Source organism: Candidatus Sulfotelmatobacter sp., assembly GCA_036500765.1.
Lineage (GTDB): Bacteria > Acidobacteriota > Terriglobia > Terriglobales > Acidobacteriaceae > Sulfotelmatobacter.
This window is the reverse complement of record DASYBM010000002.1, coordinates 313,020-337,318: the sequence shown is the minus strand read 5'-3', so window position 1 is coordinate 337,318 and position 24,299 is coordinate 313,020. Positions and strand designations below refer to the sequence as shown.

Genomic DNA, 24,299 nt, shown 5'->3' with positions numbered 1-24,299 from the left:
TTCAGTGAGCCAGGCTAACTTGCAAACGAAACCGCCCGAGGATTCGGGTCTGCTCTCTACTACTGCGAAGGGGTCAGCATGACGATTGCTGCAACAGCACCCTCTGCCGTCGTGGCGGAGGGGCCGCCCGACCCTGAACTGGTGCGCATCCGCGACCTGGTTTATCGCGAAGCCGGCATCTTCCATCCCGAAAACAAGCTGCGCCTGCTCTTCGATCGCGTGGGCCGCCGCATGAAAGAACTCAAGACTTCAAACCTGCGCGAGTATCACGAATGCCTTACGGTCAAACCCACGCGACAGGCGGAACTGGTCGCGCTGTTGAACGAAATCACGATCGGCGAAACCTGCTTCTTTCGCAATCAGCCCCAATTAGAGGCGCTGCGCCAGGTTGTAATTCCCAAAATCCTTGAGGCCAAGGCCGAAGTTCCACTGCGCCGCCTGCGCATTTGGAGCGCCGGCTGCTCCACCGGCGAGGAGCCTTACACCCTGAACATGCTCTTGCACGAAGAAGCTCACGGCCGTCTCAAGGACTGGAGCGTCGAGATCGTCGCCACCGATCTTAATGAGCGTTCCCTGGTGCACGCCAAGAACGCCCTCTATGGAACCTATAGCACCCGCAATCTGAATCCGCATTATCGCCAGAAATATTTCATCCCCGCGGCCGACCAGCTCCAGGTTCAGCCGTTGGCCCGCACCGGCATCACTTTCAGCCGGCTCAATCTCTCCGACGACGATCGCATGAACTTCATGAAGAGCCTCGACCTGATTTTCTGCTGCAACGTGCTCATCTATTTCGATCTGGTTTCCAAACGTAAGGTCATTCAGCATTTCTACAACAACCTCTTGCCTCACGGATATCTCTTCATGGGGCATTCCGAATCGCTCTACGGAGTCTCGAACGACTTCCGCCTGGTCCACTTGCCGGGAGCCACGGCCTATGTCAAGGGAGAACGCCCCCCGGCAGGAAAGTAAATATCTATGGATACGGCAGCGAAAAAAGTTACTTTACTCAGTCGCATCGGGGGACTCCAGCACATCCCCACGATCCCCGCGGTCCTGGCCCCGCTGCTTCGCTACCTCGAACAACCGGTCGAGAAACTTGACATTCAAAAAGTTACCGACATGATCGCCCAGGACAAATCACTGGCCGCCCAGTGCCTGCAAATGGCTAACAGTCCGCTGTTCGGCCGCTGGAAAAAAGTTGACTCGCTGCGCGGCGCCATCCTCGGCCTGGGATTTCACCGCGTCAGCGACATTGCCATGTCTTGCGGCGTATTGAACATGATGCCCAAAGACGTCACTGGCATCGATCCTGTCGTTTTCTGGGAGCACTCGCTGGGATGCGCCCTCGTCTGCCGTCATTTTGCCCGCAAGATTTCTTACCCCGACCCGAGCAAAGCTTATCTGGCCGGACTTCTCCACGATCTCGGCATCATCGTCAACCTCTGGTGCTTTCCCAAGGAATTCTGCCAGGCTTACGACTTTGGTCGGAGCCAGGGGATCCCACTCCACGAGGCGGAACAGTCCGTCCTGGGATTTACGCACTGTGAAAGCGGCCGCCTGTTAGCCGACAAGTGGGAACTCTCTGCCGATCTACGCGAGGTCGTCTCGCAGCATCACACCCTGGCCGCGTCGCAGGAACACGCCGGGCTCGTCGCCCTGGTCGAACTCAGCGATTTGCTATGCCGTATGAGTGGACTCAATTACGGCTACCCGGAACACCGCGAGGTCAATCTGCTCGACCAGACCGGCTTTGCCATCCTGTCCCACCAATGCCGCGACCTGAAAGATTTCGACTGGGCTCGCCTCACTTTTGAAATGGACGCCTATCTGGACGAGGTGCATGCGCTCGTCCGCACCATCTATCGGAAATGACGCAAGCCCCCGCCATCCCGTCGATCCGCGTGCTCGTCGTTGACGACAGCGCATTCATGCGCACCGCTCTCTCTCGTATGATCACGTCCGAAGCAGGCCTCGAGGTGGTTGCCACCGCCAGCTGCGGCTCGGAAGCGCTCGACAAGATTCCTTCGCTAAATCCCGATGTTGTCACTCTCGATGTCGAAATGCCCGGCCTCGATGGTCTCCAAACTTTGCAGCGGATCATGAAGCAATTTCCGCGGCCCGTAATCATGGTCAGTTCGGTCACCGTGAAAGACGCGGAAAATACTTTTAACGCCCTCGCCGCCGGCGCCTTCGACTACATCCCCAAACAACTATCGGCTACTTCGCTCGATATTCACCACATTCGCGCCGACCTCATCGCCAAGATTCGCGCCGCCGCATCGAAAAAATCGAATCCTGCGAATTTCGCGGCGAAGAAACCGCCTCAACCATTCTCGCAACCACCGGACCCGGCTTCCACCATGCCGGCAATCGTCGCCATCGGAACCTCGACCGGAGGACCCAAAGCTCTTCAGGAAATCTTGCCGCTTTTTCCTCGCGACCTTGCCGTCCCTATTCTTATCGTCCAGCACATGCCGGCGGGATTTACCGCGCCCTTCGCCCAACGACTGAACAATCTATGCGCCGTCGCCGTTCGTGAAGCCTCTCACCGCGAACCCGTCGACCCGGGAGTGGTCTACATTGCTCCTGCCGGTCGGCACATGCGCGTCGAGCGCCCCTCCGGTTTGCGCGCCTTCCTTTCCCTTGATTCTCACCCTCAGGACTGCCTGCACATTCCATCCGTCAACATCCTGATGAACTCCGTCGCTTCCGCCTTCAAGAATCTCGCCCTCGGTGTCATCATGACAGGGATGGGCTCGGATGGGGCTGAAGGGATGAATGCCATCCACCGCCAAGGTGGTCTCACCATTGGGCAGGACGAAGCCTCTTGCACCGTCTATGGCATGCCGAGAGCCTGCGCCGAATTGGGCATCTTGTCGCGCGTGGTCCCGCTCGCCTCAATTCCCGCACAAATCCTGCAAGCCACCCGCTACCGTAAACGCGCCTGACCCCTCTGCCTTCTTTCAATCACACCGGTTGCGATCACACCTCCCTTCGATCCAGCGCTTGCCGCACTCGCCGCAGCAGCACGTCCGACGAAAACGGCTTGGCCAAACATTCCTCCTGCATCTGTGCCAGCCTCGCAATCTGCTCGGTATATCCCGTGACCAGCAAGACCTTCAGCTCCGGATCGTCTTTTCGAAGTCTTTCCGACAAAGCGAGTCCGGATTCGCTCGGCAGAATCATATCCGTCAGCAGGAGTTCCACCTGATCGCGTCTCGCTTGGTAAACGCAGGCCGCTTCCGCCGCATTCTTTGCAGTCAATACTCGATATCCGGCAGAGCGTAGAATTTCACAGGTCACTTCCCGGACGAATGCCTCGTCTTCGACCAACAGTATTGTTTCTCTCTGTAATCTCGTTTCTTTGGTCGCAAGACTCGATCCGCTTATTTCTTCCGGCGTCTCGCCGATTTGCAAGCTCATAGTTATGGATGTTCCCGATCTGCCGAGGCACATGCAAATGAGTTGCCAGGCGCGCTGAATGCGCTTGACAGGGACCGGGCCAAGAAAATCTAGCGCTTACGAGGGCTTTTTCCCAAGATCGCACAAGCGGGCTTTGTGCGTGACCATTTTCCGCTGGCCCTTTTGGGAAGGAAGTATGGAATAGAAGTCCAATTCAGGAAAGTGCATCGATCCCTGATTCATGATGGCTGCTATCGCGGACTGGTCAGAACCGTCTCTTGAGGGTCGAGTACGATCTTGTGCGCTCCGGCCGGAGCTGGCAAACGGAACGCAGACTCCTCGCCATCGGCGAATACGCGGCCCAGTAATACCACCTGTTTCCCAGTCATAACCGCATACACCGGAACCGATGTCACCAGGTCCTCCGATGCGTCCTTCTGCAAAATCGTCCCCGTCACCACGCTGCCCGCACCTTTGGGAATGAATTTCACTCCTTTCAGCTCCAGCCTGGGCAAAGCGGTTCCGTTGACCCAGCCGGCCAGGAACCAATCCAGCGATTTTTTCCCTTCATAACGCAGCGAGGGGGGAAGATCCTCCGCAAAAACGTCGATCAGTTGGCTGGTGCTGATCGATTTCCCTTCGTACCTCTCCCGCACCTTTCGCAACGACCGCACGAAGGGTTCCTCCGCACTGCCGCCCTTGCCTCCGCTCTCTGCTGTGGAAGCATCTTTCATCATCGACCGCAGCATATGAAATAACCATGTTCCCCGGCCGTAGAGAATCTCTTCGTAGCCTTCCGGAGATTTGGACGACAGCAGCCGCGTCCCCAGGGTCACCGGCCCCGCATCCATCGGAGACGATCCGTCTTTATTTTTTTCGACCAAATCCCGGCGATACTTTTCCATCACCAGCCGAAAACCGGCGGCATCTTTTTCTTGCAGTATCATCATGGCGCAGTAATTCGCCAGCCCTTCGGAAAACCACTGGTCGCGGTAGCTTTTCCACGTAACCAGGTCGCCCCACCACTGATGCGCTGTCTCGTGCGCCGGAATCGATTCCTGCAACAGAATTCGATACGGCGGGTAGTGCAGTTGCTCACCCTCCGCTCGATCGAGAAATGCATATGAGGATAGAAACACCAACCCGGGCCATCCCTGACTTTCCGGCCCCGGCATCTGCGTCAAAGCCAGGTGACTGTAGGGGTACGGCCCGAATCGCTCAGAGTAATATTGAATCGCCCGCGCCGCGGCCTCTGCCACCGCGGCTTCATTACTCGACGGCGACGGCCGGATCGGTTCGATTACCTGCGGCCCTCGCCGGGAAGGAGTATTCGATGGACTCGACTCAACCACCTGTATGGGTGGAGTCGGGAAGTCGCGCTCCACTCCGGCCGTCGCATAGGTCTCGACCGTGACGCTTCCGGCCTGGGCCGCCGCCACTTTATACTTGCCCAGGTTGAAGCCCGCCAGCGGAATCGGCCGCTCCGACACCCAGCGCAACCTTTGCTGACCATCAGTTGCCTGACCATGCTGCGGCACCGTCTCGTCCTGCGAAACCGCCGTCGGTTTCCCCGTCGCCACCAGCGTCCAGCCCTGGGGAAATTCGAACTGCAAATCGAAATCCGCCATCCCCATCCCGCGATTCGGATACCACGTTCCTCGTGCGCCCACGTAAAGCAATCCGCTGCCCGCTTCCGCCAACACTTCACCGCCATACACAAATTCGAGATTCAGCTTCTGTCCCTCTCGCACCGGCTCCGGCAGAACTACCGCAACAATGTCATTTCCCCGCCGGGAAAGCTGCGTCCCTTCTACGGCTGGATTGTGAATGAACTCCACCGCCTGACCGTCCAGCGTCACGCTCTCGACCTGCAGGAATCGCGAAAGCTCGAACAAGAGAGCGCGCGTTCCACCTTCTCGCACGTTGAGCTGCAAGCGCGCCCGCGCATGAATGCGCTTGGGAGGTTCGACCACCGTCCGAATCGTATAGCGCTCGACCGCGATCCAGTCTTCGCGCGGACTCGGATTGCCGGGAGCCGAGGTACTGCCGACCGCCGTTCTCCCCGTCGCCGGGGTGTTGGGCGCAAATGAACTCCAAACGTCGTAGTAAGTAATACCGTTCGTCGCGGTCTTCGGCTGTCCGGCTTCCACTTGTTCTGTCGACAGTGAATCGAAAACCACATCGAAAACGCCGAGGTTCAATCCTTGCAGCCGCGCGTGCAGAAACTGGTCGGGTGCGCGGCCCAAAAAGTTCGCGCGCTCTGATATGGGTGCGGTTCCATTCCCCGGCAGCATCCGGCTAAAAGTCACCAGCAGCCGCATGGCGTCGGCTTGCGCCAGATTCCGTGCCGTCACTCCCCAATGCTCCACAAACTCCTTCTGGTTGTCGCTGGCGCGCAAATCGGGCCGCAAATCATTGGCGGCGTCATCGTTGAAGCGAAAATATGCAGTGGCAAAATGTTCTTCCAATATCGCCATCCCGGTGAACAGGCTCATCGATTTCCGCTCGACGCTGTTGGGAGGCGTCAGCAGAACTTCGCCGTCGCCTTCGAAAAACGCTCCGGTAATACGGCCCATCACGTCCTCGGTGAACCCGATAGTTCCATCCTCCAAACTGATGTGAATGGCCGATCGATCCAGGGACGCGCCCCGCACGTGATACACCCTCGCCGGATCGAGGCCTACCTGTCCCAGTTGTAGATAGAGCGCTTCCGCCGGCTTCTCCGGAGGGTTGCTGCCAGCAGCGCAAGCAGCTGTCAACGCAATAATCGCCAGCGCGACCCGTAAGCTTGCCATCTTCGTTAGTACCTTCGTCACGTGAGTAGGATCACCCTCCGTTGCTAGAATGCGCCTGAATGCGCCTGCGTGTCACCATTCTCTGCTTTACTGCGCTGCTGCTCTCCAGTGCCGGCGCATGGGCGGACACCATCTACCTCAAGAACGGCCGCACCATCCTAGCGGATGAGGTCCACGAAAAGGGCAATCACTACGAATACGACATCGGCGAAGACTCCTACGCCGTTCCCAAGTCTGTCGTCGACCACGTCGAAGCCGGAGGAATGCCAGTTCATTCCGCATCCGGTACGACTGGAAGTACGAAGGCCGCCGACCTTCCCGTATTTACTCCAGCCGACAGCCTGGCCAATGAAGGGGATCTTGTCGCCCGGATCGTCAAAGAAGGCAAAGTCAGCACGGATGTGCTTTCCGGCCTTGAAGCAAAAGGCAACCCTGAGCTGAGCGCAACCGCCGACTTTATTGCTGGTAAGTTTGAATTCGAACACGGCAACGTCGCTCAATCCCGGCTGTACTTCGAAAGCGCACTCCGCTTTCAGCCCGACAATTCTACGATCCTTATTTATTACGCCGCGTTGCTTGTCCGCACGGGAAATGCCGCCCAGTCGCTGTCCTATGCTCAGCGCGCCGTCCGGACCGCGCCCAATTCCCCCGATGCCTACACCATGCTCGGCTACGCCCAGTTCGCGTCCGATCACACCAAGGACGCAGTTGTCTCCTGGAAGTGTTCCCTCGAATTGCGCCCCGATGCGGCGGTTCAGCGATTACTCGCTAAGGCTCAGCGCGAGCAAAGCGTCGAATCTGATTTCGCACAGGGCGAAAGCACCCATTTCATTCTGCATTACGAAGGCCAGCAGACCTCCGAGGCTTTTCGCGGTCAGATCATTGCTGCCCTCGAAGCCGACTATGACGATCTGGCTCGCGATCTCGGCAGCCCGCCGCGCGACAACATTCTCGTCACTCTCTATACCGAACAGGAATTTTTCGATGTCACTCAGGCGCCAGCATGGTCTGGCGCCATGAACGACGGCAAGCTGCGCATTCCCATCCACGGCCTGAACTCTCTGACCCCGGCGCTCGCTCATGTGCTCAAACACGAACTCGCGCACTCTTTTATTAACCACCTCTCCGCCGGCCGCTGCCCGCCCTGGCTGCATGAAGGCATTGCCCAATTCCTCGAGCCCAAAAGTCTCGGCGGCAATGGCCGCCAGCTCTCAGTGCTTTTCAAAACGCAACGCAATATTCCGCTCAATGTTCTCGAAGGAAGCTTCCAGCGCTTCTCCCCCGCCGAGGCCAATCTGGCCTACGCCGAATCGTTGGCCGCCGTTTCCTTTATCAATGAGTCGTACGGACTCAGCGACATTCAACGCATTCTGGAGCGCATCGGCCAAGGCAATTCCACCGAAGCCGCCCTGCGCGCCACCATCCACTCCGACTACGGTCAACTCGAGACGGACCTCGCGAAGTATCTCTCCGACAAATATGGCGAATAGCTACCTGTCTTCGCAGGGGAGGCATCAGGCGTCCGGCCCTGGGCATCGTCACACAATTTTGTTGGAAGACCCTGTCTTGGCCGAAGCTTCAAACGTTGCTCGTCTAAACTCTAAACGTTGTTCGAACGTCCTAAGTCCGCGGTTCTAAGGTCCGCGGTCTGATGCCCGACGCCTGACGCCCATTCGACCGTGGCATCCCAGAATTCTAATCGCTCCACCCTTCGTGCCCCGCGGTTTGCTCGGTCCCTGCGTCTGTGCTACTTTCGGCTTTGGACCTGTCGCTCTATGCATTCCCTCTTTCACTCCCGCGACGCCAATTCTTTGCCCACGGCCGAGCCCGTCACGACCGTCTTTCCCAGGATCGAAGGTGCTGACATTGCATCGGTCTTCATCGGCAAACGCGTCGCCGGAGATTTCTACGACTCTATCCGGGTCAGCCCCGAACGAGTCCTGTTCGGCCTGCTCGATGTTTCCGGACGCCGCGACGACAACCGGAGCGTTCTCGCCGCCGCGCAGGAAATTTTTCGCACCGTCGGCACCGAACTCTTTTCCCGTTCCGATATCAATGAATCGGAAGCGATGACCGAACTCAGCCTGCGGATTAATCGCGGCCTCATCGACATGGCGGGCGGCGAAGCCGTCGGCGGTGTCCGATCCTGCCCGGCCTTCATCGGCTGCTACCACGAGGTCTTCGGCACTCTTTGCTACGCCAACGCCGGACACACTCCCGGTCTCCTCCGCGATAGCAAGGGCATCGCCGAGCTCGCTTCCAGAGGGCTGCCTCTTGGGCTGTTTTCCCACGCTACCGCCGACGCACCCACTGTCGGATTGGAAAAAGGAGCAGAGCTGCTGCTAGTTTCCCACGGAGTCGTCGCCTGTATGGGCCAAACGGGAGATTCCACCACGGAATTCGGCCTGGACCGCGTCGGCCAGATCTTCCGAGCTGCCCCACCCAGCGGTGCCAAAGCCCTTTGTATCTCCGTCCTGAACGCGGTCGCAGAATTCGCCGGCAATTCCCCAGTGTCCGACGACCAAACCGCCCTGGCCCTGGTTCGAACGGAGTAGTGGACTGTCGAAGTCAAATCGGCGGTCTTACACGGCCTGCGCTCGGAGGGAGTAAAATAACGAAATCGGTCTTGCCATCCTTTTCAATTCAAACGTGGTGGCCCAACGAATACTATGAAGAAGCTTCCCCTCGTACTGATTGGTTTGACCTGTCTGCCCGCCCTTTCGACCGGCCAGGTCGTCGAAGAGATCATTACCCGCGTCAACAACCAGATCATCACCCGTTCGGAGTTCGAGCGCAGTAAAGATCAGCTTCGAGACGAAATCAAGCAGCAGAACCCTCCCGATCCCGACAAAGTCTACGCCGATCGCGAGAAAGACGTGCTCCGCGATCTCGTCGACCAGCAGCTTCTTCTCGACAAAGGCAAAGACCTCGGCATCACCGGCGACACTGAGCTTATCAAGCAACTCGACAAGATGCGCAAAGACATGAAGCTGGATTCGCTCGAAGCGCTTGAGAAAGAAGCCACCAAGCAAGGCGTCTCCTGGGAAGATTTCAAGCAGAACATGCGCAACCAGATCATCACTCAGAAGGTGATCGGCGAGGAAGTCAGCCAGCATTTAAGCGTCACCAAGGAAGAGGAGCAAAAGTTCTACGACGACCACAAAGCCGAGATGGAGGGTCCGGAGTTCATCCGCCTCAGTGAAATTCTGGTTGCACCCAAAGTCTCAGAACCCGCGCCCGCAGTGACGCCAGCGGCAACCGATGCCAACGCTGCCGCTCCGGCTCAACCTCCCGCCGACAACGCGGCGAAGCAGGCCGCCGATGCCGCCGCACTCGCGGCTGCTGAAACTAAGGCCAAGGATCTCCTCAAACAAATTCACGACGGGGCCGCTTTTGAAGACATCGCCAAGAAATACTCAGACGGTCCCTCGGCCGCCGATGGCGGTAATCTCGGCACATTTGAGCGCGGCAAACTCGCCAAAGAACTGGAAGATAAGACATTCGCTATGAAAGCCGGCGAAGTCACCGACGTGATCCGCACCAAGCAGGGCTACGTGATCCTGAAAGTTGTCGACCACCAGATGGCCGGCATTCCCCCGTTTAAGGACGTAGTTGGAAGAATTCAGGATCAGCTCTACTATCAGAAATTGCAGCCCGCTCTCCGTGCCTACCTCACTAAGCTGCGCGAAGACGCCTACATTAAATACGCCGACGGCTACGTCGACACGGGTATGAGCCCGAACCAGACCCAGCCCGTCGAAACCGTCGCCGCCAAAGAAACCGACGCCAAGAAGCTCAAAAAGAAACACAAAAAGCTGGGCTTTCTCTAGTCTTTGTTTGGCCGGAGTACAAAAAGTTTCGTCGCAGTATAACGAATCGCCTTGTCATCCAACGTCGTTAGCCAGTCAAGTGGAGCCGTTCTTCAGGCGAAAAGACGATCTCCCCGCTCCACCGGCCCGGCGCGCCAGCCCGACCGGCACTTTCCCGCCCTACTTGCTTTATACTCAAACAGCCCGGAATCGCCGCATGAAAGACTTCTACATCTGCGACTGCACCCGCCACGAGAACAAGGTCGTGACCTCGACCTTCGTCGTCGTGGGTAAGCAGATCAAGCCCAAAAAAACCGGTGACCCCTACCTGGCGCTCACTCTGGGCGATCGCAGCGGCCAACTCGAAGCCAAAATGTGGGACAACGTCGAAGAAGTTCTCGACGCCTTCGACCAGGACGATTTCCTCAAAATCAAAGGCCTTATCAACAAATATAAAAACCGATTTCAGCTCACGGTCCACAAGCTGCGCAAGCTGGGCGAATCCGAAATCGATTTTGCTGACTACCTCCCCAAAACCACCAAGGATATCGACGGACTCTGGCAAACCCTGACCAGCTTCGTCGCCTCCATCCAGAACGTATACCTCAGATTGGTGATTCAGGCTTTCATGGACGATCCGCAGATCGCCGCCGCCTATCGCAACGCTCCCGCTGCCAAGACGTTGCATCACGCGTACATCGGCGGGTTGCTCGATCACGTCGTCTCTTTATTTCGTTCCTGTGACTTGATGTGTCAGAACTACCCTTCCATCAATCGCGACCTGCTTCTCGCCGGTGCGTTCTTGCACGATATCGGCAAGATCCACGAACTCACCTACAACCGGTCTTTCTCGTATACAACCAAAGGCCAATTGCTCGGCCACATGATCATCGAACTGGAAATGTTGCAGGCCAAGATTGCGCTCGTTCCCGCCCCTGGATTTCCTGAGGAATTAAAAACGCTGCTGGAGCACCTCATCATCAGCCATCACGGCCAGTACGACTTCGGCTCGCCGAAACTACCGATGTTCCCCGAAGCCCTCATGCTGCACTACCTCGACGACCTCGATTCCAAAATGGAAGCGATGCGCGCCCACTTCGAGCGCGAATCCGGTTTCGACAGCCCCTGGACCAGCTACAACGCTTCGCTCGGCCGCCCACTCCTGAACACCGAAAAGTTCCTGACGCCAAAAAAAGTCGCGCCGCCAGACGAACCCGCCGCGAACAGCACTCCCGAATTCGACGAATTCTCCGAACGCACTCCCGCCACGCCCGGTATCGAACCCCGCCGTTAACGATTATTCAACCGCTCTTCAGGCGAAGCGAGCAATCTCCCGCTTAACCGACCCGTAGCGTAGCCAACCCTCATGATCGTCGCTGGCGATCGTCTTGCTATTCTGGATGTCAGCCCATTTTGCTGAACAGGAACCGCCACGCATGCTTGACTTCTCCCGCTTCGAAATCCTGACTTTCGATTGCTACGGCACCCTGATCGACTGGGAGTCCGGAATCCTCTCAGCCTTTCATCGCATCCTCGCCGCCCACGAAAACAGCCTCAGGGAAAAGATCGACGACGCCACCATACTCAAACTCTACGGAGATTTCGAGCAGCGCGCCGAACAAGGCCTATTTCAGCCATATCGTGAAGTTTTGCAGTCGGTAGTCCGCCAGTTCGGGGCCGAACTCGGACTCACTCCCACCGCCGAAGAAATAAGCTCACTCCCTGATTCTCTTCCGACGTGGCTACCCTGGCCCGACACCGTCGCTGCCCTTCGCCAACTCAAAACTCGCTATCGCCTCGCGATTCTCTCCAACGTGGACGACGATCTCTTCGCCAAAACGCGTCCGAAGCTCGAGGTAGATTTCGACCAAGTCATCACCGCGCAGCAGGCCCGGGCGTACAAGCCGTCGTTGAAGATTTTCGAACTAGCCTTGGGACGAATCAACGCGCCAGCCCATCGCGTGCTGCATGTCGGCCAGAGCATTTATCACGATGTGATCCCCGCGCAGGCGCTCGGACTCGCCACCGTATGGGTCAACCGTTCCTCGGCTCGCCCCGGCGTCGGCGCCGTGAAAGCCGCCACAGCCCAGCCTGATCTGGAAATCTCAGGCCTCGGAGAACTCGCGGCCTTGGCGGCCATTGGCTAGCGCTGGCCGGTTCACGCCGGTAATCGCCATCAAAATCGTTCGCTAAGCACTTGTCGAAGGTGCGGACGACACGTCCGCTCCGCGGAGAAGCGCCCGCAGCACTGTGACGCGAACGACCGACGACTAACGATTGACGACTGACGACCGCTTTTTGCACGCAGTTTTTATATCAGGTTTCCCAAAATTACCCTGCCGTGTGCTCGCTAGCTATCTTTCCCGCCCCGAAGGCACTATAATCTCTATAGATATCAATCACTTAGGCGATCAACCCTAAGTTCCGATTTGGCATCCGACATGTATATGGAAAGGGGTCACAGGCGCGGCTTGGTAAGGCGCCCGACAGTTCCAGGCCCAGCGCCGCGTCAGCGCGGGCCGGCTCAGCGAAACTGCTGGCCATCTGTACCGATCAAGTTTACCGATCCGGGACGCAACTCAGATTTCACGCATGCCCCAGGCGTGCGGGTAGCGCCAAAGTCACGCTGCCAAACTGGAGGAAGTCATCATGAATAATCGCCTACTCTTCGCCCTGCCCCTGGCCGCCGTATTAGCGTTTCCGGCCCTTGCGCAGACCACCTCGTCAACCTCGAACGATCAGTCCGCACCCGCGGCCTCGACTTCCGCAACCTCCACCGACAGCAATGCCACGGGTAAGGCTCCTCTGGCGCCTCCGTCGCGCGAAGGCTTTTGGGGACGCGTCAATCCCTTCGCCCGCAAGAACTATGTGAAGCGCCAGACCGAGCCCATCCGCGACCGCGTCAACGAACTCGATGAACTGACTTCGCAGAACGGCAAGGCGATCAAAGACACCGACGCCCGCGCTCAAGCCGGCATCAAGATGGCTTCCGATAAAGCCGATATGGCCGACCAGCATGCCGTCGACGCCGGCAACAAAGCCAACATGGCGCAGCAGTCTGCCCAGCAAGTTACCGCCCGCGTTCAGACCGTTGAAACTGTGGTCAGCAACATTGATCAGTACAAGGCCTCCAACCAGACCGAGATTCGCTTTCGCCCTGGCCAGACCGTCCTCAGCAAGAATGCCAAGGATGCTCTGGACCAAATGGCCACCGGCGTCCAGGGTCAGCGCGGCTACATCATTGAAGTCCAGGGATTCTCCTCGGGCAAAGGCCAGACGGCGATTACCACCTCGCAGAAAATGGCTGAGTCGGTCGTTCGCTATCTCGTCCTGAACCACGAGATTCCCGTCTATCGCATCTATCTGGTCGGCATGGGCAATGCTCCCGCCCCTTCTGACGACACCACGAAGAACAAGCGCGCGAGCGGCGGTCGCGTCGAAATCAGCCTGCTGAAGAACGATCTGGAACAGCTCTCCTCCAACACCGGAGCGCCTGCCACCAGTGCGGATCAAGCGCAACAGCCGAAATAAGCTGGGCACGAAATGATTGGGCTTAGCCGTGAGGCCTCAAGTCCCTCCCCCGGAAAAACCCCCTCGCGTACGCGAGGGGTTTTTTCATGGGTTTTTCGAGTTGCCCTATTCGAGTTGTCCTAAAAGTCTTGGGATTCCGATTGTTATAGAGTTTTGTCATTCCGAGCGCAGCATTCGAAGAACCTGCTTTTTCGCATCCAAGCGCTCAAATGCCTAGAATCCCCACACCCCCGATCCGAATCCAATTGCCATGCACCGCCGAAGCTTCCTAAGTTTCATCGTCATCGTCCAGTCCGCTCTCTTCGCCGCTCACTTGCTCCTCTATCAAACCTGGACCTTCAACACCCCCACCGCCGGTTCCCTGCCTCTCGAACTTATCCTCGGCGTCTTGTCGGTGAGTTTTATTTCCGCCTCACTTTTGGCCTTCCGCTTCACACAGGCGCCAGTGCGCGCGTTCTATAAAACCGCCGCCGTCTGGATGGGCATATTCAGCTTTCTGTTCATCGCCTCCATCGTCTCCTGGGCCATCTTCGCCATTGCCCGCATCGCCGGCCTGTCTCTGAACTTCCATCGCCTGGTCGAATCTTTCTTTGCCGCCGCCATCGTCCTCGGACTCTTCGGCGTCTTCAACGCCAGTTGGACCCGAATCACTCGCACCACGGTCCAACTCGCCAATCTGCCGCCGGAATGGCGCGGACGCAAAGCCGCCCTCATCAGCGACATCCATCTCGGCCACGTCCGCAATGGCCACTTCCTTCGCCGTATGGTCGCCAAGATTCTGCTCGAACAGCCCGACGCCATTTTCATTGCCGGCGATCTCTACGACGGCACCGCCATCGATGCCCGCCGAGCCGCCGAGCCTCTGAAGCAACTCACCGCTCCGCACGGCGTTTATTTCGTCGCCGGGAATCACGAACAGTTCCGCGACGACAGCAAATATCTAGAAGCCATCGCCGCCACCGGAGTGCGCGTCCTGAGCAACGAAGTCGTCGACGCCGACGGCCTTCAGATCATCGGCGTGCCCTATAATCAGGCCACCCGCAGCGGACATCTTCAATCGATCCTGCGCAGCCTCCAGTTGAATCGCGACCGCGCCAGCATTCTCCTCGTCCACGCTCCCGACTATCCCGAAATCGCCGAAGCCGCCGGCATCTCGCTTCAACTCTCCGGCCACACTCACCTCGGCCAATTCGTCCCCTGGAGCTGGATGGCCCGCCGCATCTATCGCCAATTCGTCTACGGCCTGAGCCGCATCGGCCAAATGCAAATCTTCACCTCCAGCGGCGCCGGCACCTGGGGCCCTCCGCTGCGCCTGGGGTCGAATCCTGAAATCGTCATGCTGGAGTTTCAGTAGGCGTTTTCAAAACTCCGCGTGTATGCAGGAAAGGTGGAAGAGCGGCCCTTCAGGGCCGCGTAAACGCCATCAAAGATGGAAGTGGTTGCCTCGTCCTTGTCCCTGCGTCTTTTGCAGGGACAGGGCGGGGATTTTGACTTTTGATTCTGCGCCTGGAAAGGTTTGTCATTCCTCGCGAAGCGAGGAATCTGCTTTCTTCCGCAGCGCCCAAACGCCGCGGTCGGAGACACCCGGGAAGGGCGCGACTTCAGTCGCGCCGTAAAACGTCATCAAAAGAAAAGCGGTTGCCCCGTCCTTGTCCCTGCGCCTTTTGCGGGGACAGGGCGGGGATTCTGACGTTTGACTCTGCCAGTATCTGCCCATGCAGCAGCGCACGCCTCGAACGCGTTTAATTGTCGTCGCAGGCGTCGTTCATTCGGTTGGAGTCTTTATCGCGACCGAATATGTTTCGAGGTTAGTGATGAATCGGTGACCGAGGTCGGTGACGCCTGCGCCTGTCGGGTCAGTTGGGTCGTGGGCGTCGCTAAGAATGCTGCCGGAAATTACCAAACTAGTCGTCAAAAGTTTGCGAATGTCCTTGCGGATCAGGGCGGTTACATTGTGACCCAACAGTTTCGAAATCTCCGTGACAAAGTTGCTGTTCGCAGGACCACCCCCGGGATACTTTCTGCCGAATTCAGCAATGGCCTTCAGTAAGAGAAGCTCTCCCGAACTCAGTTCCTTCGAAATCTGGAACAACTGATAATTCAAAATCCTCTCAGCGTCGGTCGAGTTGACTTTGTTGACGGCCAAGAACATTGCCTTTAATGCTTCTGCCCTGTCCTCGTCTGGCGACTCTTCGTCCAGCACGGTCAGCAACTCAACCCACGTCTTCGCACCATACTTCTTATCGGCGAAGTCGTCAGGTATCGCTCCCCTGTCACGTAGTTTCTTGAATTCGCGAGCGAATTGCTGGAACACCTGCCCTTTGAATGCGGCTTGAGCCAACCTAGTTCCGAATCCGGCCCAAAAACCATTTCCAGTCATGACATAGCCAGTGACCAATTCGGCGAGGACGGGGAGTGGATTTTCTAGGATTTGTTCGATGACCGTCGGGTCTTGCAGTCTGACGATTGCAGAAGGGTCTTTTGGCCGAATTATAAAACTCTCGCCTTCCGACATGGGTTCCTCCGAGGTCGCTCTCGGTAGAATACCGACATTACGGGAAAAACAATCAACTGTGAGGTAGTGGCTGAACTTGAGGCCCGGACTGGCATCCGGGCTCTTTCTATTTATGCTGCTCTTTCGACCTGCGCCACGACGATCTCTTGCCCGACTTCCGATGAGTCGAATTGCCCTAAGATCGCCTGCGCCGAGATTGGATTCCCTTGCTTATCGACCAGAGCCCTCCCCTCGTACATGCCGAGCAATTTCGGCCCATCGATATACTCATCGATCTGCTGGAATTTGCTGTCGACCACGACGTGATATAAATCTTCGCCCGTCTTAGCAATGCGAACATCGGATGATAAATATTTAGCCATGACGCAATTCTCTCGCCAATCGAATTGCTAATCAAGGGAAATTCAGCCACTACCAAATGTGATTTTCCATCCTCTTGGCCCCATTTTCTCGCGTTATTTGCGACAAGCGGGGATTGGCCGCCAGCCCAGAAAACACCGTGTCAAGACAATAATCTTCACCCACCCCTAACCCGCTCAACCCAAACCAAATAGACGTTCACCCCATCAGCCTCGACCCGTGCTCGAATGTTAAAATAGATGTAAGTACCAGTTGTGATGAGCCTCACGCAACCCGTCGTCCTCAGTTCGAACCATCCTGCTAACTCCTTGTCCCATAATATTTTACGAGCAAGTCCCACGCCCTCAATATTTTGCGGACAATCGCCATATCAAATTCCCCGCAACCCCAACCAAACAAGGATCTTAGCCAAAAAACATTTTAAAAAAATCCGGGGTATATATCCCGCGTTGACCCTCCTGCATCCGACAACTAGAATCCCCGCAGAAAGCGCATGAGGTATCAAGTGAAACGCATCGCGTGCCTGCTGCTCTTCTCATTCCTCTTCACCTTCGCCGTCGTCGCAGACGACGATCACGACAAAGATCACCACCACCACGAAGACCTTACCCAGACGCAGCTCGGGACGGTGCATTTCCCCGTTTCCTGCGCCCCATCTGTGCAACAGCCCTTCGCCCGGGGAGTGGCGCTGCTGCATTCGTTCTGGTACGAGGAAGCCGAAAAGGAGTTCATCGACATCGCCAAGGACGATCCGAAATGCGCCATGGCTCATTGGGGAATCGCCATGAGCATCTGGCATCAACTGTGGAATGAGCCCGACGCCAAGGTGATCGCACGCGGCCTGGAAGAGGCGACCACGGCCAAAAAGCTGGCCGAGAAAAGGACCACGCCGCGCGAGAACGGCTACATCGACGCCATCGCCGCTTTTTATACGAACTCTGACAACTCCGATCACGCCGCGCGCGCCAAAGCCTACTCCGATTCCATGAAGAAGGTGCATGACACCTATCCCGACGACCACGAAGCCGCAGTTTTCTATGCGCTCTCGCTGTTGGCCTCCGAGCCGCATGACGACGCCACGTTCGCCAACCGCAAAGCCGCCGCTGCGATTCTTGAAAAACTTTTCGCCACCGAACCGGACCATCCCGGCGTCGCGCACTATCTGATCCACGCCTACGACAAGCCGCAACTGGCGCAACTGGGCATTCCCGCCGCGCGCCGCTACGCGCAGGTCGCACCCGCCGCGCCCCATGCGCTGCACATGCCCTCGCACATCTTCGCCCGAGTCGGCCTCTGGCAGGACGACATCAACTCCAACCTGGCCTCCGTCGCCGCCACGCGCAAGACCGCAGCCATGGGCATGGGCGGCGAGGGCCATCAGTTCCACGCTATGGATTTTCTCTTCTATGCCTACATGCAGAGCGGACGCGAAGCCGACGCCCGCGCCCTGATCGATGAGGTCAACAAAATGCCGCAGATGCACGACATGTACGGCATCGGATTCGATCCGCACCTCGCCACGCAGGCGCACTTCGCAGCCTTCTATCCGATCGAAATGCGGGACTGGGCTACCGCGGCCGCGTTCACGCCCGTACCGGTCGCGGGAACTGCCGAAGAGTCGTTCGGCTATTGGACCAGAGCGGTTGGCTCCGCGCACCTTCATCAGGCGGAAGAAGTTCGCAAGGATGTCGCCGCGATCGCGGCCATCCATCAGAAATTTGCAGATGAAAAAAAGAAAGACTTCGTCGAGGCGACCGACAACGATCTGAAACAAGCGCAAGCCTGGCTGCTCTTTGCCGAAGGCAAGTATGATGACGCGGTCGAAGTCCTGCGGCCCATGGCCGACAAAGAAGAATCGCTCGGCGACGAACCCCAGGGCATCCCGACGCGCGAGATGATTGCCGACATGCTGCTCGAAGCGAACCGTCCCAAGCAGGCGCTGGCGGAATATCAGACCGACCTGAAATTCAATCCCAACCGATTCAACGGCCTTTACGGCGCAGCCCGCGCTGCCGAAGGCGCCGGCAAGCCAAACGATGCGAACGAATATTACGCGCTGCTTCTGAAAGTCTGCGATGGCTCAAACTCTATGCGCCCGGAGTTGAGCCGGGCACGGGAATTAATGGCGAAGAAGTGAAGCACTAATGAGTCTTGGCCATCTTGACAATCACCGCGGCCAGCATGGCCAGCGCTCCGAGCAGCGCATTGTACTCGCGATGCTTCAGATACAACTCGAACGAGAACCCGAAGGGAGTTTCTTCGGCGCTGCCGCCCTGCGAGAGTCGTGGAAACATTCTGGGCACGCGGCGCGCATATTCGTCGAACTCGGGAAACTTCCCGCGCAGAAAATTCTCTTCGTCGCGAATCACGGGCAGATAAATGGCGAAGAACATCACCACGAGCACCACGCCCACCCACCAACTCCGCGCTGCCGCGGCGAATCCGACGCCAATCAGCAACGAGCCTAGATAGAGTGGATTGCGCGTATAAGCGTACGGCCCGGAAGTTGCCAGCGCCTCGTTCTTCCGCACGTGGCCCGAAGCCAGCGCGCGGGTCAGCAGTCCCGGCAGGATCAGCAAAGCACCGAGAGCAATCGAACGCCACGTCGGCCGCGCCAGCCAGAAATAAAGCACGGCGAACGCGAACCCCAGCGGCACCCGAATGCGGCGGGCGATTTTGCCCCAATTGAGGCTCGTCGAATCAGTGTGCGGCTCAACCATGCGCGCCTTCTGTGTGAAGTGTGCGCGTGTGCGGCGGAGACTCCTGTCCGCCGTCTCGGCTTTGCGCTAGCAAACGCCGTGCCGCATTTACAACCGCGTCGACGCCAATCTCCAGCATTCCCAGGTCGGGCTGGGTATTCCGCGCGTGTGTGGTCGGGCTTGACGGATTGCGCAGGACGATGCTGCGCGTTCCGTAAGGCCCGTTGCGCGCCGGATCGGTGGGCCCGAAAATCCCCACGACCGGCACCTGCAACGCCGCTGCCAGGTGCAGCGGGCCTGTGTCCCCTCCGATGAAAAGTTTCGCCCGCCGCGTGAGCGCGATCAATCCGGTGATCGCAGTCTTCGTTGGCCGCACTATGCCGCCGCTCGCTGCATTCACTTCCTGGAAGAGTCTCTCTTCGCCCGGGCCAAAGTTGACGAGACAGCAAATGCTATTTTTGTCGAGTTGCCGCGCCACTTCGCCATATCGTTCCGCAGGCCAGCGCTTCGCGCCCCAACCCGCGCCCGGATTGAGGATCGCGAATTCGCCAGTCCCGCGCAGCGCAAGCTCCTCGTTAACATGTTTCTCTTCGGCGGAATCAACGGGAAATTCCACGCGCGGCGGAGCGATTTTCTTTTGTACCAGGGCCTGCACCACGGAAAGGTTCTGCTCGACGACATGCGTTCCACCTGCAATTACGCGGCGCGTGTACCACAGGCTCGCAGGGGATTCGCGCGACTCAGCCGCTCCAATTACCACCCGCGCACGCGACCAACTCGCAAGCAGCGCGGAGCGGATAGCGCCCTGCAAGTCGATAGCAACGTCGTAACGCACGCTGCGCACATCGTTCCATACTTTCGCGATCTGCTGCCCCGTCGCAAGCGTGAAGAGAGAATTTCTCCATTCGCCGAGATTGACCGTGTGCACCCAATCCGCGAGTGGCCTCTGCGGCGACCGCGGTCCGCGCCGCGCGTTGCCGGGCGCGCACAGAAGTTCGGCCCAGCGTTCTTCAATCAGCCAGCCGATCTGTGCAATAGGAAAAGCTTCGCGCAGAGCCTGCACCGCGGGCAGGGTGTGAATCACGTCCCCCATCGCGCTCAAGCGCACGATCAGCAGACGGTCGATCTTAGCTGGATCGAAACCCGCTGGATCGAAACCTGTTGCGGCAATCAAGATTTCCTCGGAGCGAAACGCGAGCGCCGCTCAAGATGTTGAACGATCTCGCTGGTAGAGTGATCTTTACGGTCGCCGACGATCGCAACGCGGCCCCCGTTTTCGACTACGACGTCGCGTTCCGGTACGGAGTCCGCCGTGTAATCGGTGCCCTTGGCCTGAATGTCGGGCCGAATTTCGCGGATAATGGCGCTGACGTCGAGTTCGGGAAAGATCACCACTGCGTCCACGTCGGCCAGCGCGGCGACAATTTCAGCGCGCTCATCCGCGGGCATGATGGGCCTACCGTCGCCCTTCAGCGCGCGCACAGATTCATCCGAATTGATCGCGACCACCAGCTTCCCACCCAGCGCTTTCGCGGCGCGCAAATAGCGGACGTGGCCGACATGCAACAGGTCGAAGTTGCCGTTGGCCAGCGTGATCCGCTCGCCCGCGCGCCGCCATTCCTCGACGCGTGCGGGCAGTCCCTCGCGGGTTAGAATTTTATTGTTCACATTCAATCGCGCGCTTTCTCGCCGATCAATGCTGCCGCGTCGCGGGCGGGGTTTGCGCAATGGCATGCAGCAGTTCTTCCCGCGAAACCGTGGCCGTGCCGCGTTTCATCACCACAATGCCGCCCGCATAGTTGGCCAATTGCGCCGCTTCTTCAGTATTCGAGCCTGCGGCCAGGGCAGCCGTGAAGGCCGCGATCACCGTGTCGCCCGCGCCAGTTACGTCCGCGACCTGATCGGAGCCAAAAATCGGGATGTCGACCGGCTTATGCTTATGGTTGAACGCAACCATACCATCGCGCCCGCGCGTGATCACCAGAGATTGTAGTTTCATGCGCTCCATGACCTGCTGCCCGGCGCTGACGACTTTATTCCAATCATCCCCGATGCGAACGCCGAGAGCTTCTTCCACTTCGGGTTCATTGGGAGTGGCCGCCGTCACGCCGGAGTACTGCGCCAGGCGGTAGCGCGAATCGACGACGATGGGCACGGCCCCGAGCTTGCCCTTCTGCTGCAATGTGCTCACAATCGCAGGAGTGGCCGCGCCATAACCATAGTCGGAAACCAGTAACGCGTCGGAAGCGTGCGCATAATTTCTCGCAGCAAGATAGAGTTCGCGGGTTAAGTGAGCGTTGGGAGCGTCCTGCGGCTCGCGGTCGAGGCGCACGACTTGCTGGCGCGCGGTGTGCGTCATTCCGGCAAGAATGCGGGTCTTCGTGACCGTCGTATAAGTTTTGTCTTTGAGGATCCCGCTTACGGCGATGCGCTTGTGGCGGAAATATTTCAACAGCAGCTTTCCCGGCTCGTCGTCGCCGACGATCCCAACCGGCAGGACATTCACACCCAGGTCTGCCAGGTTATTCGCGGCATTGGCGGCGCCGCCGGGTACGATGGTGCGTTCGCGGTGCTTGAGGATGAGGACGGGAGCTTCGCGGGACACGCGGGAAATTTCGCCGAAGACGAACTCGTCGGCCACGAGGTCTCCCAAAACCGTGACGGTGAGATTGGGAAACGCTTCAACGATTTTTTTCAGGCGGTCGGTTTCTTTCAGGTGCTTGGTCATGGCAGAAATGGGCTAAGAACCCTCTCAGTGGCTGAAGCCAGCGATAGCTTGCCGCTCATCGCGGCGCCGAAAGCGCTGCGCCACCCGAAATCAAAGCTTTCCGCTGCGAAAATCGATTCTCTCATGCGCCGCGCTTGCGCTCGTCGAACTTATGCAGGATGGTATCGAGGGCGTTAGCTCCGTCAACAAGCTCCATCTTTACGGGGACTACGGCGAGCGGGGCGAGAGCGGAGAGGTATCCGCCCAGGTTTACGGCATCTTTTTCGGTGGTAACGAACCCGCCGGCCTCAGTTTTTTGCTTGAGTTCGAGCAACTCGCGAATGTCATTCTCAGTGTAGGCATGGTGATCGCGGTAAAACGCCTGTGCGGCGGGCTCGATGTTGGCCGCGCGAAGTTGCAGCACGAAGTTTTGCGGGCGGGCGATACCGCAGAATACTACGGGGCGGGGCGGAAGATTCTGGATCAAATTCCGCAGCGCAAGACCGCGGCGCACGCGCCAGACGAGCTTTTCTGCGAGCGGAAATGAATCCGACGTGGCCCCGCTGGTAAGCACGACTGCGTCAGCCCGGCGCAACGATTGCAGCGGCTCCCGCAACCTTCCTGCCGGGAGTATGCGGTCGCTCGCATCGTGCGGCGCAACCAGAACAATGTCGAAGTCGCGGGCAAGCGCCCGATGCTGAAAGCCATCGTCGAGCAGATGAAGTTGGGGACCGAATTTCGATTCGGCGAAGCGTCCGGCCTGATAACGGCTCTCGCCGACAATTACCGGCACTTGCAGTTTGCGGGCGATGAGAAGGGGTTCGTCGCCGAACTCTTGCGGCAGGCCGGCGGGATCGACCAGCCGCACGCCCTTCGACTTTCGTCCATAGCCTCGTGATAACACATCGAACTTGATTCCGCGTTGCTTGAGCAAACTGCCCAGCAGCAGGACGAACGGAGTCTTCCCCGAACCACCCGTGGAAAGATTCCCTACGCTGACGACCGGCCCCTGCAGTCGCTGAGCCCGAAGAATCTTTCGGTCATAGAGCGCGTTCCGCAGTCCGACTACGCCACCGTAGATGAGCGAGAGAGGATTCAATCAGTGTGTGCAGAATCAGTTTTTTCGGCCTGGACTGAAACCGGCACCGAATCCCGGCCAGTCTCCATCAGAGTCTGTAGCGCTGCCAGCGTGCGCGCGGTCGCGCCCATTTGCGAGCGGATGGTGGCTTCGGCGCGCCGGCCAAGGGCGCGGCGCTCCGCGTCATCCGCGAGCAGTTGCATCAGCGTGAGCGGCAATTCCGACAAACCCACAATGCGCACCGCGTCGCGGCTTTGAAAAAGCGAGACGATGTCGCGGAAATTCTCGGTGTGGTTCCCCGTCACAACCGCCACGCCGTGCTGCGCGGGCTCGATAATGTTGTGGCCCCCCCGCGGCACCAGGCTTCCGCCCACGAAGGCAACGTCGGCCAAAACATACAACGCGGCGAGCTCCCCGATGGTGTCCACAAGAAAAATTCTTCCCGCCAGGGACTCACCCCGCCATTGCGATCGGCGGCGCGAGGGGATTCCCAACTGCTGGATCAGGATGGCAACTTCGTCGAAGCGCTGAGGATGGCGTGGCGCAAGAATCATCACCGCCCGAGGATGCGGGACCCGCAAATTTTCAAACGCCTTGAGCAGCGGCGGCTCTTCATCGTCGACGGTGCTGCCGCAGACGAGCACAGGTCCGGCGCCTTCTGCAGCCAGTGAGCGGCGCAGGCTGTTTACAATAGGCGGCGGCGAAGGCAAACTCACGTCGAACTTAAGATTGCCGGTGACTTGCACGCGCGCGGCGTCGGCGCCGATCGATTGCAGACGCTCGGCGTCGTCTGAGGTTTGTGCAAGAAAAAGGTCGACGTGTTCCAGCATCCTGCGCAAGGACCAGCGAAAACGGGCGTAGCGCGGCCATGAGCGGTCGGAGATGCGGGCGTTGACGACGGCGATGCGCGCGCCACTGGCGTGAGCCAGTCGCAGAAAGTTCGGCCAAAATTCCGTTTCTGCCAAGATCACTAGCTCTGGCTTCAAGCCGCGGAGATATGGCCGGATCGCAAATGCAAAGTCCAACGGAAAGTAGAAAACGTTCTCTTCTCCAAAGCGCTTGCGGGCGAGTTCCTGCCCCGTATCCGTGGTGGTCGAGAGGAACACGCGATACTGCGGAAAGCTGCGCCGCATCTGCTCGATCAGGCCGCTCACGGCGAGGACTTCACCCACGGAAACAGCGTGAACCCAAATCGCGCGGTGCGATTGGGATTCCGCGGCCTTTGTAAGTCGCGCCGGCACGCTCCCCATGCGCTCGGCAAGTCCCCTGCGATACTTGCCGTGACGAAAAATCTGGTAGAGCCAGTAGGGCAGGCTGACGATCATGCCTAGCGCGAGCGCGAGACTGTAGAGAAAATAGCTCAAGCTGAGCCATTCTAAACCGCTTCATCGTTGGCGTGG

At 58.4% G+C, this 24,299-nt stretch carries 21 protein-coding genes; 11 read left to right on the top strand and 10 right to left on the bottom strand.

The window, feature by feature from the left end; all coding sequences use genetic code 11:
- Positions 1–78: 78 nt before the first annotated feature.
- Genes VGM18_02585 through VGM18_02575 form a run of 3 tightly spaced genes read left to right on the top strand, consistent with a single transcriptional unit; the run spans position 79 to position 2,951 of the window.
- Positions 79–972, top strand: coding sequence for a protein-glutamate O-methyltransferase CheR (locus tag VGM18_02585; protein HEY3971860.1), 894 nt, complete (start codon positions 79–81; stop codon positions 970–972).
- Between the two features lie 6 nt (positions 973–978).
- Positions 979–1,875, top strand: coding sequence for an HDOD domain-containing protein (locus VGM18_02580; GenBank protein HEY3971859.1), 897 nt, complete (start codon positions 979–981; stop codon positions 1,873–1,875).
- The gene (locus VGM18_02575; protein ID HEY3971858.1) at positions 1,872–2,951 is read left to right on the top strand and encodes a chemotaxis response regulator protein-glutamate methylesterase; all 1,080 of its coding nucleotides are present in this window, start codon (positions 1,872–1,874) and stop codon (positions 2,949–2,951) included. Before VGM18_02580 ends, VGM18_02575 begins: the two co-directional genes overlap by 4 nt.
- Before the next feature lie 34 nt (positions 2,952–2,985).
- Here the strand turns inward: VGM18_02575 and VGM18_02570 are convergent, their stop codons facing one another.
- A complete protein-coding gene (locus tag VGM18_02570; protein ID HEY3971857.1) occupies positions 2,986–3,426 on the bottom strand; it encodes a response regulator in 441 nt (146 codons plus the stop codon).
- 230 nt (positions 3,427–3,656) lie between these two features.
- Complete coding sequence (locus VGM18_02565) at positions 3,657–6,200, bottom strand: M1 family aminopeptidase (protein ID HEY3971856.1); 2,544 nt, start codon at positions 6,198–6,200, stop codon at positions 3,657–3,659.
- A gap of 59 nt (positions 6,201–6,259) precedes the next feature.
- Between VGM18_02565 and VGM18_02560 the strand changes: the two genes are divergently transcribed.
- From VGM18_02560 to VGM18_02530, 7 genes are all read left to right on the top strand, one after another.
- The gene (locus VGM18_02560; GenBank protein ID HEY3971855.1) at positions 6,260–7,690 is read left to right on the top strand and encodes a hypothetical protein; all 1,431 of its coding nucleotides are present in this window, start codon (positions 6,260–6,262) and stop codon (positions 7,688–7,690) included.
- A 285-nt stretch (positions 7,691–7,975) separates the two neighbouring features.
- Entirely contained in the window at positions 7,976–8,755 is a 780-nt protein-coding gene (locus VGM18_02555) for a SpoIIE family protein phosphatase (GenBank protein ID HEY3971854.1), read from the top strand.
- Between the two features lie 114 nt (positions 8,756–8,869).
- On the top strand, positions 8,870–10,030 hold the full coding sequence (locus VGM18_02550) for a peptidylprolyl isomerase (GenBank protein HEY3971853.1): 1,161 nt from the start codon (positions 8,870–8,872) through the stop codon (positions 10,028–10,030).
- A gap of 196 nt (positions 10,031–10,226) precedes the next feature.
- Entirely contained in the window at positions 10,227–11,303 is a 1,077-nt protein-coding gene (locus VGM18_02545; protein HEY3971852.1) for an OB-fold nucleic acid binding domain-containing protein, read from the top strand.
- A 142-nt stretch (positions 11,304–11,445) separates the two neighbouring features.
- Positions 11,446–12,156, top strand: a complete 711-nt coding sequence (locus tag VGM18_02540; GenBank protein HEY3971851.1) for a haloacid dehalogenase type II — start codon at positions 11,446–11,448, stop codon at positions 12,154–12,156.
- 502 nt (positions 12,157–12,658) lie between these two features.
- A complete protein-coding gene (locus tag VGM18_02535; GenBank protein HEY3971850.1) occupies positions 12,659–13,540 on the top strand; it encodes an OmpA family protein in 882 nt (293 codons plus the stop codon).
- 250 nt (positions 13,541–13,790) lie between these two features.
- Complete coding sequence (locus VGM18_02530; GenBank protein ID HEY3971849.1) at positions 13,791–14,894, top strand: metallophosphoesterase; 1,104 nt, start codon at positions 13,791–13,793, stop codon at positions 14,892–14,894.
- Between the two features lie 411 nt (positions 14,895–15,305).
- On the opposite strand, the gene VGM18_02525 is transcribed toward VGM18_02530, so the two are convergent.
- Together VGM18_02525 and VGM18_02520 are read right to left on the bottom strand one after the other, a co-directional pair.
- Positions 15,306–16,055 (bottom strand): hypothetical protein, encoded by a 750-nt coding sequence (locus VGM18_02525; protein HEY3971848.1) that lies wholly within the window; start codon positions 16,053–16,055, stop codon positions 15,306–15,308.
- A 110-nt stretch (positions 16,056–16,165) separates the two neighbouring features.
- The gene (locus VGM18_02520) at positions 16,166–16,417 is read right to left on the bottom strand and encodes a hypothetical protein (protein ID HEY3971847.1); all 252 of its coding nucleotides are present in this window, start codon (positions 16,415–16,417) and stop codon (positions 16,166–16,168) included.
- A gap of 503 nt (positions 16,418–16,920) precedes the next feature.
- Between VGM18_02520 and VGM18_02515 the strand changes: the two genes are divergently transcribed.
- Positions 16,921–18,552, top strand: a complete 1,632-nt coding sequence (locus VGM18_02515; protein ID HEY3971846.1) for a hypothetical protein — start codon at positions 16,921–16,923, stop codon at positions 18,550–18,552.
- Positions 18,553–18,556: 4 nt separating this feature from the next.
- Here VGM18_02515 and VGM18_02510 read toward each other — a convergent pair whose 3' ends face one another.
- The 6 genes from VGM18_02510 to VGM18_02485 form a co-directional block, all read right to left on the bottom strand.
- On the bottom strand, positions 18,557–19,135 hold the full coding sequence (locus VGM18_02510) for an isoprenylcysteine carboxylmethyltransferase family protein (GenBank protein ID HEY3971845.1): 579 nt from the start codon (positions 19,133–19,135) through the stop codon (positions 18,557–18,559).
- The gene (locus tag VGM18_02505; protein ID HEY3971844.1) at positions 19,128–20,288 is read right to left on the bottom strand and encodes a glycosyltransferase family 9 protein; all 1,161 of its coding nucleotides are present in this window, start codon (positions 20,286–20,288) and stop codon (positions 19,128–19,130) included. The genes VGM18_02510 and VGM18_02505 overlap by 8 nt, the downstream gene beginning before the upstream one ends.
- Positions 20,285–20,848 (bottom strand): adenylyltransferase/cytidyltransferase family protein, encoded by a 564-nt coding sequence (locus tag VGM18_02500; GenBank protein HEY3971843.1) that lies wholly within the window; start codon positions 20,846–20,848, stop codon positions 20,285–20,287. The genes VGM18_02505 and VGM18_02500 overlap by 4 nt, the downstream gene beginning before the upstream one ends.
- Entirely contained in the window at positions 20,808–21,842 is a 1,035-nt protein-coding gene (locus VGM18_02495) for a PfkB family carbohydrate kinase (protein ID HEY3971842.1), read from the bottom strand. Before VGM18_02495 ends, VGM18_02500 begins: the two co-directional genes overlap by 41 nt.
- A gap of 121 nt (positions 21,843–21,963) precedes the next feature.
- A complete protein-coding gene (gene lpxK, locus VGM18_02490) occupies positions 21,964–22,920 on the bottom strand; it encodes a tetraacyldisaccharide 4'-kinase (protein HEY3971841.1) in 957 nt (318 codons plus the stop codon).
- Positions 22,917–24,263 carry a 3-deoxy-D-manno-octulosonic acid transferase gene (locus VGM18_02485; GenBank protein ID HEY3971840.1) on the bottom strand — a complete coding sequence of 449 codons (1,347 nt, stop codon included), beginning with the start codon at positions 24,261–24,263 and terminating at the stop codon, positions 22,917–22,919. The genes lpxK and VGM18_02485 overlap by 4 nt, the downstream gene beginning before the upstream one ends.
- Positions 24,264–24,299: the final 36 nt, after the last annotated feature.

Coding starts and splice junctions, on each gene's coding strand:
- VGM18_02585 (HEY3971860.1), top strand. CDS start 79: ATGACGATTGCTGCAACAGCACCCTCTGCCGTCGTGGCGGAGGGGCCG.
- VGM18_02580 (HEY3971859.1), top strand. CDS start 979: ATGGATACGGCAGCGAAAAAAGTTACTTTACTCAGTCGCATCGGGGGA.
- VGM18_02575 (HEY3971858.1), top strand. CDS start 1,872: ATGACGCAAGCCCCCGCCATCCCGTCGATCCGCGTGCTCGTCGTTGAC.
- VGM18_02570 (HEY3971857.1), bottom strand. CDS start 3,426: ATGAGCTTGCAAATCGGCGAGACGCCGGAAGAAATAAGCGGATCGAGT.
- VGM18_02565 (HEY3971856.1), bottom strand. CDS start 6,200: ATGGCAAGCTTACGGGTCGCGCTGGCGATTATTGCGTTGACAGCTGCT.
- VGM18_02560 (HEY3971855.1), top strand. CDS start 6,260: ATGCGCCTGCGTGTCACCATTCTCTGCTTTACTGCGCTGCTGCTCTCC.
- VGM18_02555 (HEY3971854.1), top strand. CDS start 7,976: ATGCATTCCCTCTTTCACTCCCGCGACGCCAATTCTTTGCCCACGGCC.
- VGM18_02550 (HEY3971853.1), top strand. CDS start 8,870: ATGAAGAAGCTTCCCCTCGTACTGATTGGTTTGACCTGTCTGCCCGCC.
- VGM18_02545 (HEY3971852.1), top strand. CDS start 10,227: ATGAAAGACTTCTACATCTGCGACTGCACCCGCCACGAGAACAAGGTC.
- VGM18_02540 (HEY3971851.1), top strand. CDS start 11,446: ATGCTTGACTTCTCCCGCTTCGAAATCCTGACTTTCGATTGCTACGGC.
- VGM18_02535 (HEY3971850.1), top strand. CDS start 12,659: ATGAATAATCGCCTACTCTTCGCCCTGCCCCTGGCCGCCGTATTAGCG.
- VGM18_02530 (HEY3971849.1), top strand. CDS start 13,791: ATGCACCGCCGAAGCTTCCTAAGTTTCATCGTCATCGTCCAGTCCGCT.
- VGM18_02525 (HEY3971848.1), bottom strand. CDS start 16,055: ATGTCGGAAGGCGAGAGTTTTATAATTCGGCCAAAAGACCCTTCTGCA.
- VGM18_02520 (HEY3971847.1), bottom strand. CDS start 16,417: ATGGCTAAATATTTATCATCCGATGTTCGCATTGCTAAGACGGGCGAA.
- VGM18_02510 (HEY3971845.1), bottom strand. CDS start 19,135: ATGGTTGAGCCGCACACTGATTCGACGAGCCTCAATTGGGGCAAAATC.
- VGM18_02500 (HEY3971843.1), bottom strand. CDS start 20,848: ATGCCATTGCGCAAACCCCGCCCGCGACGCGGCAGCATTGATCGGCGA.
- VGM18_02495 (HEY3971842.1), bottom strand. CDS start 21,842: ATGACCAAGCACCTGAAAGAAACCGACCGCCTGAAAAAAATCGTTGAA.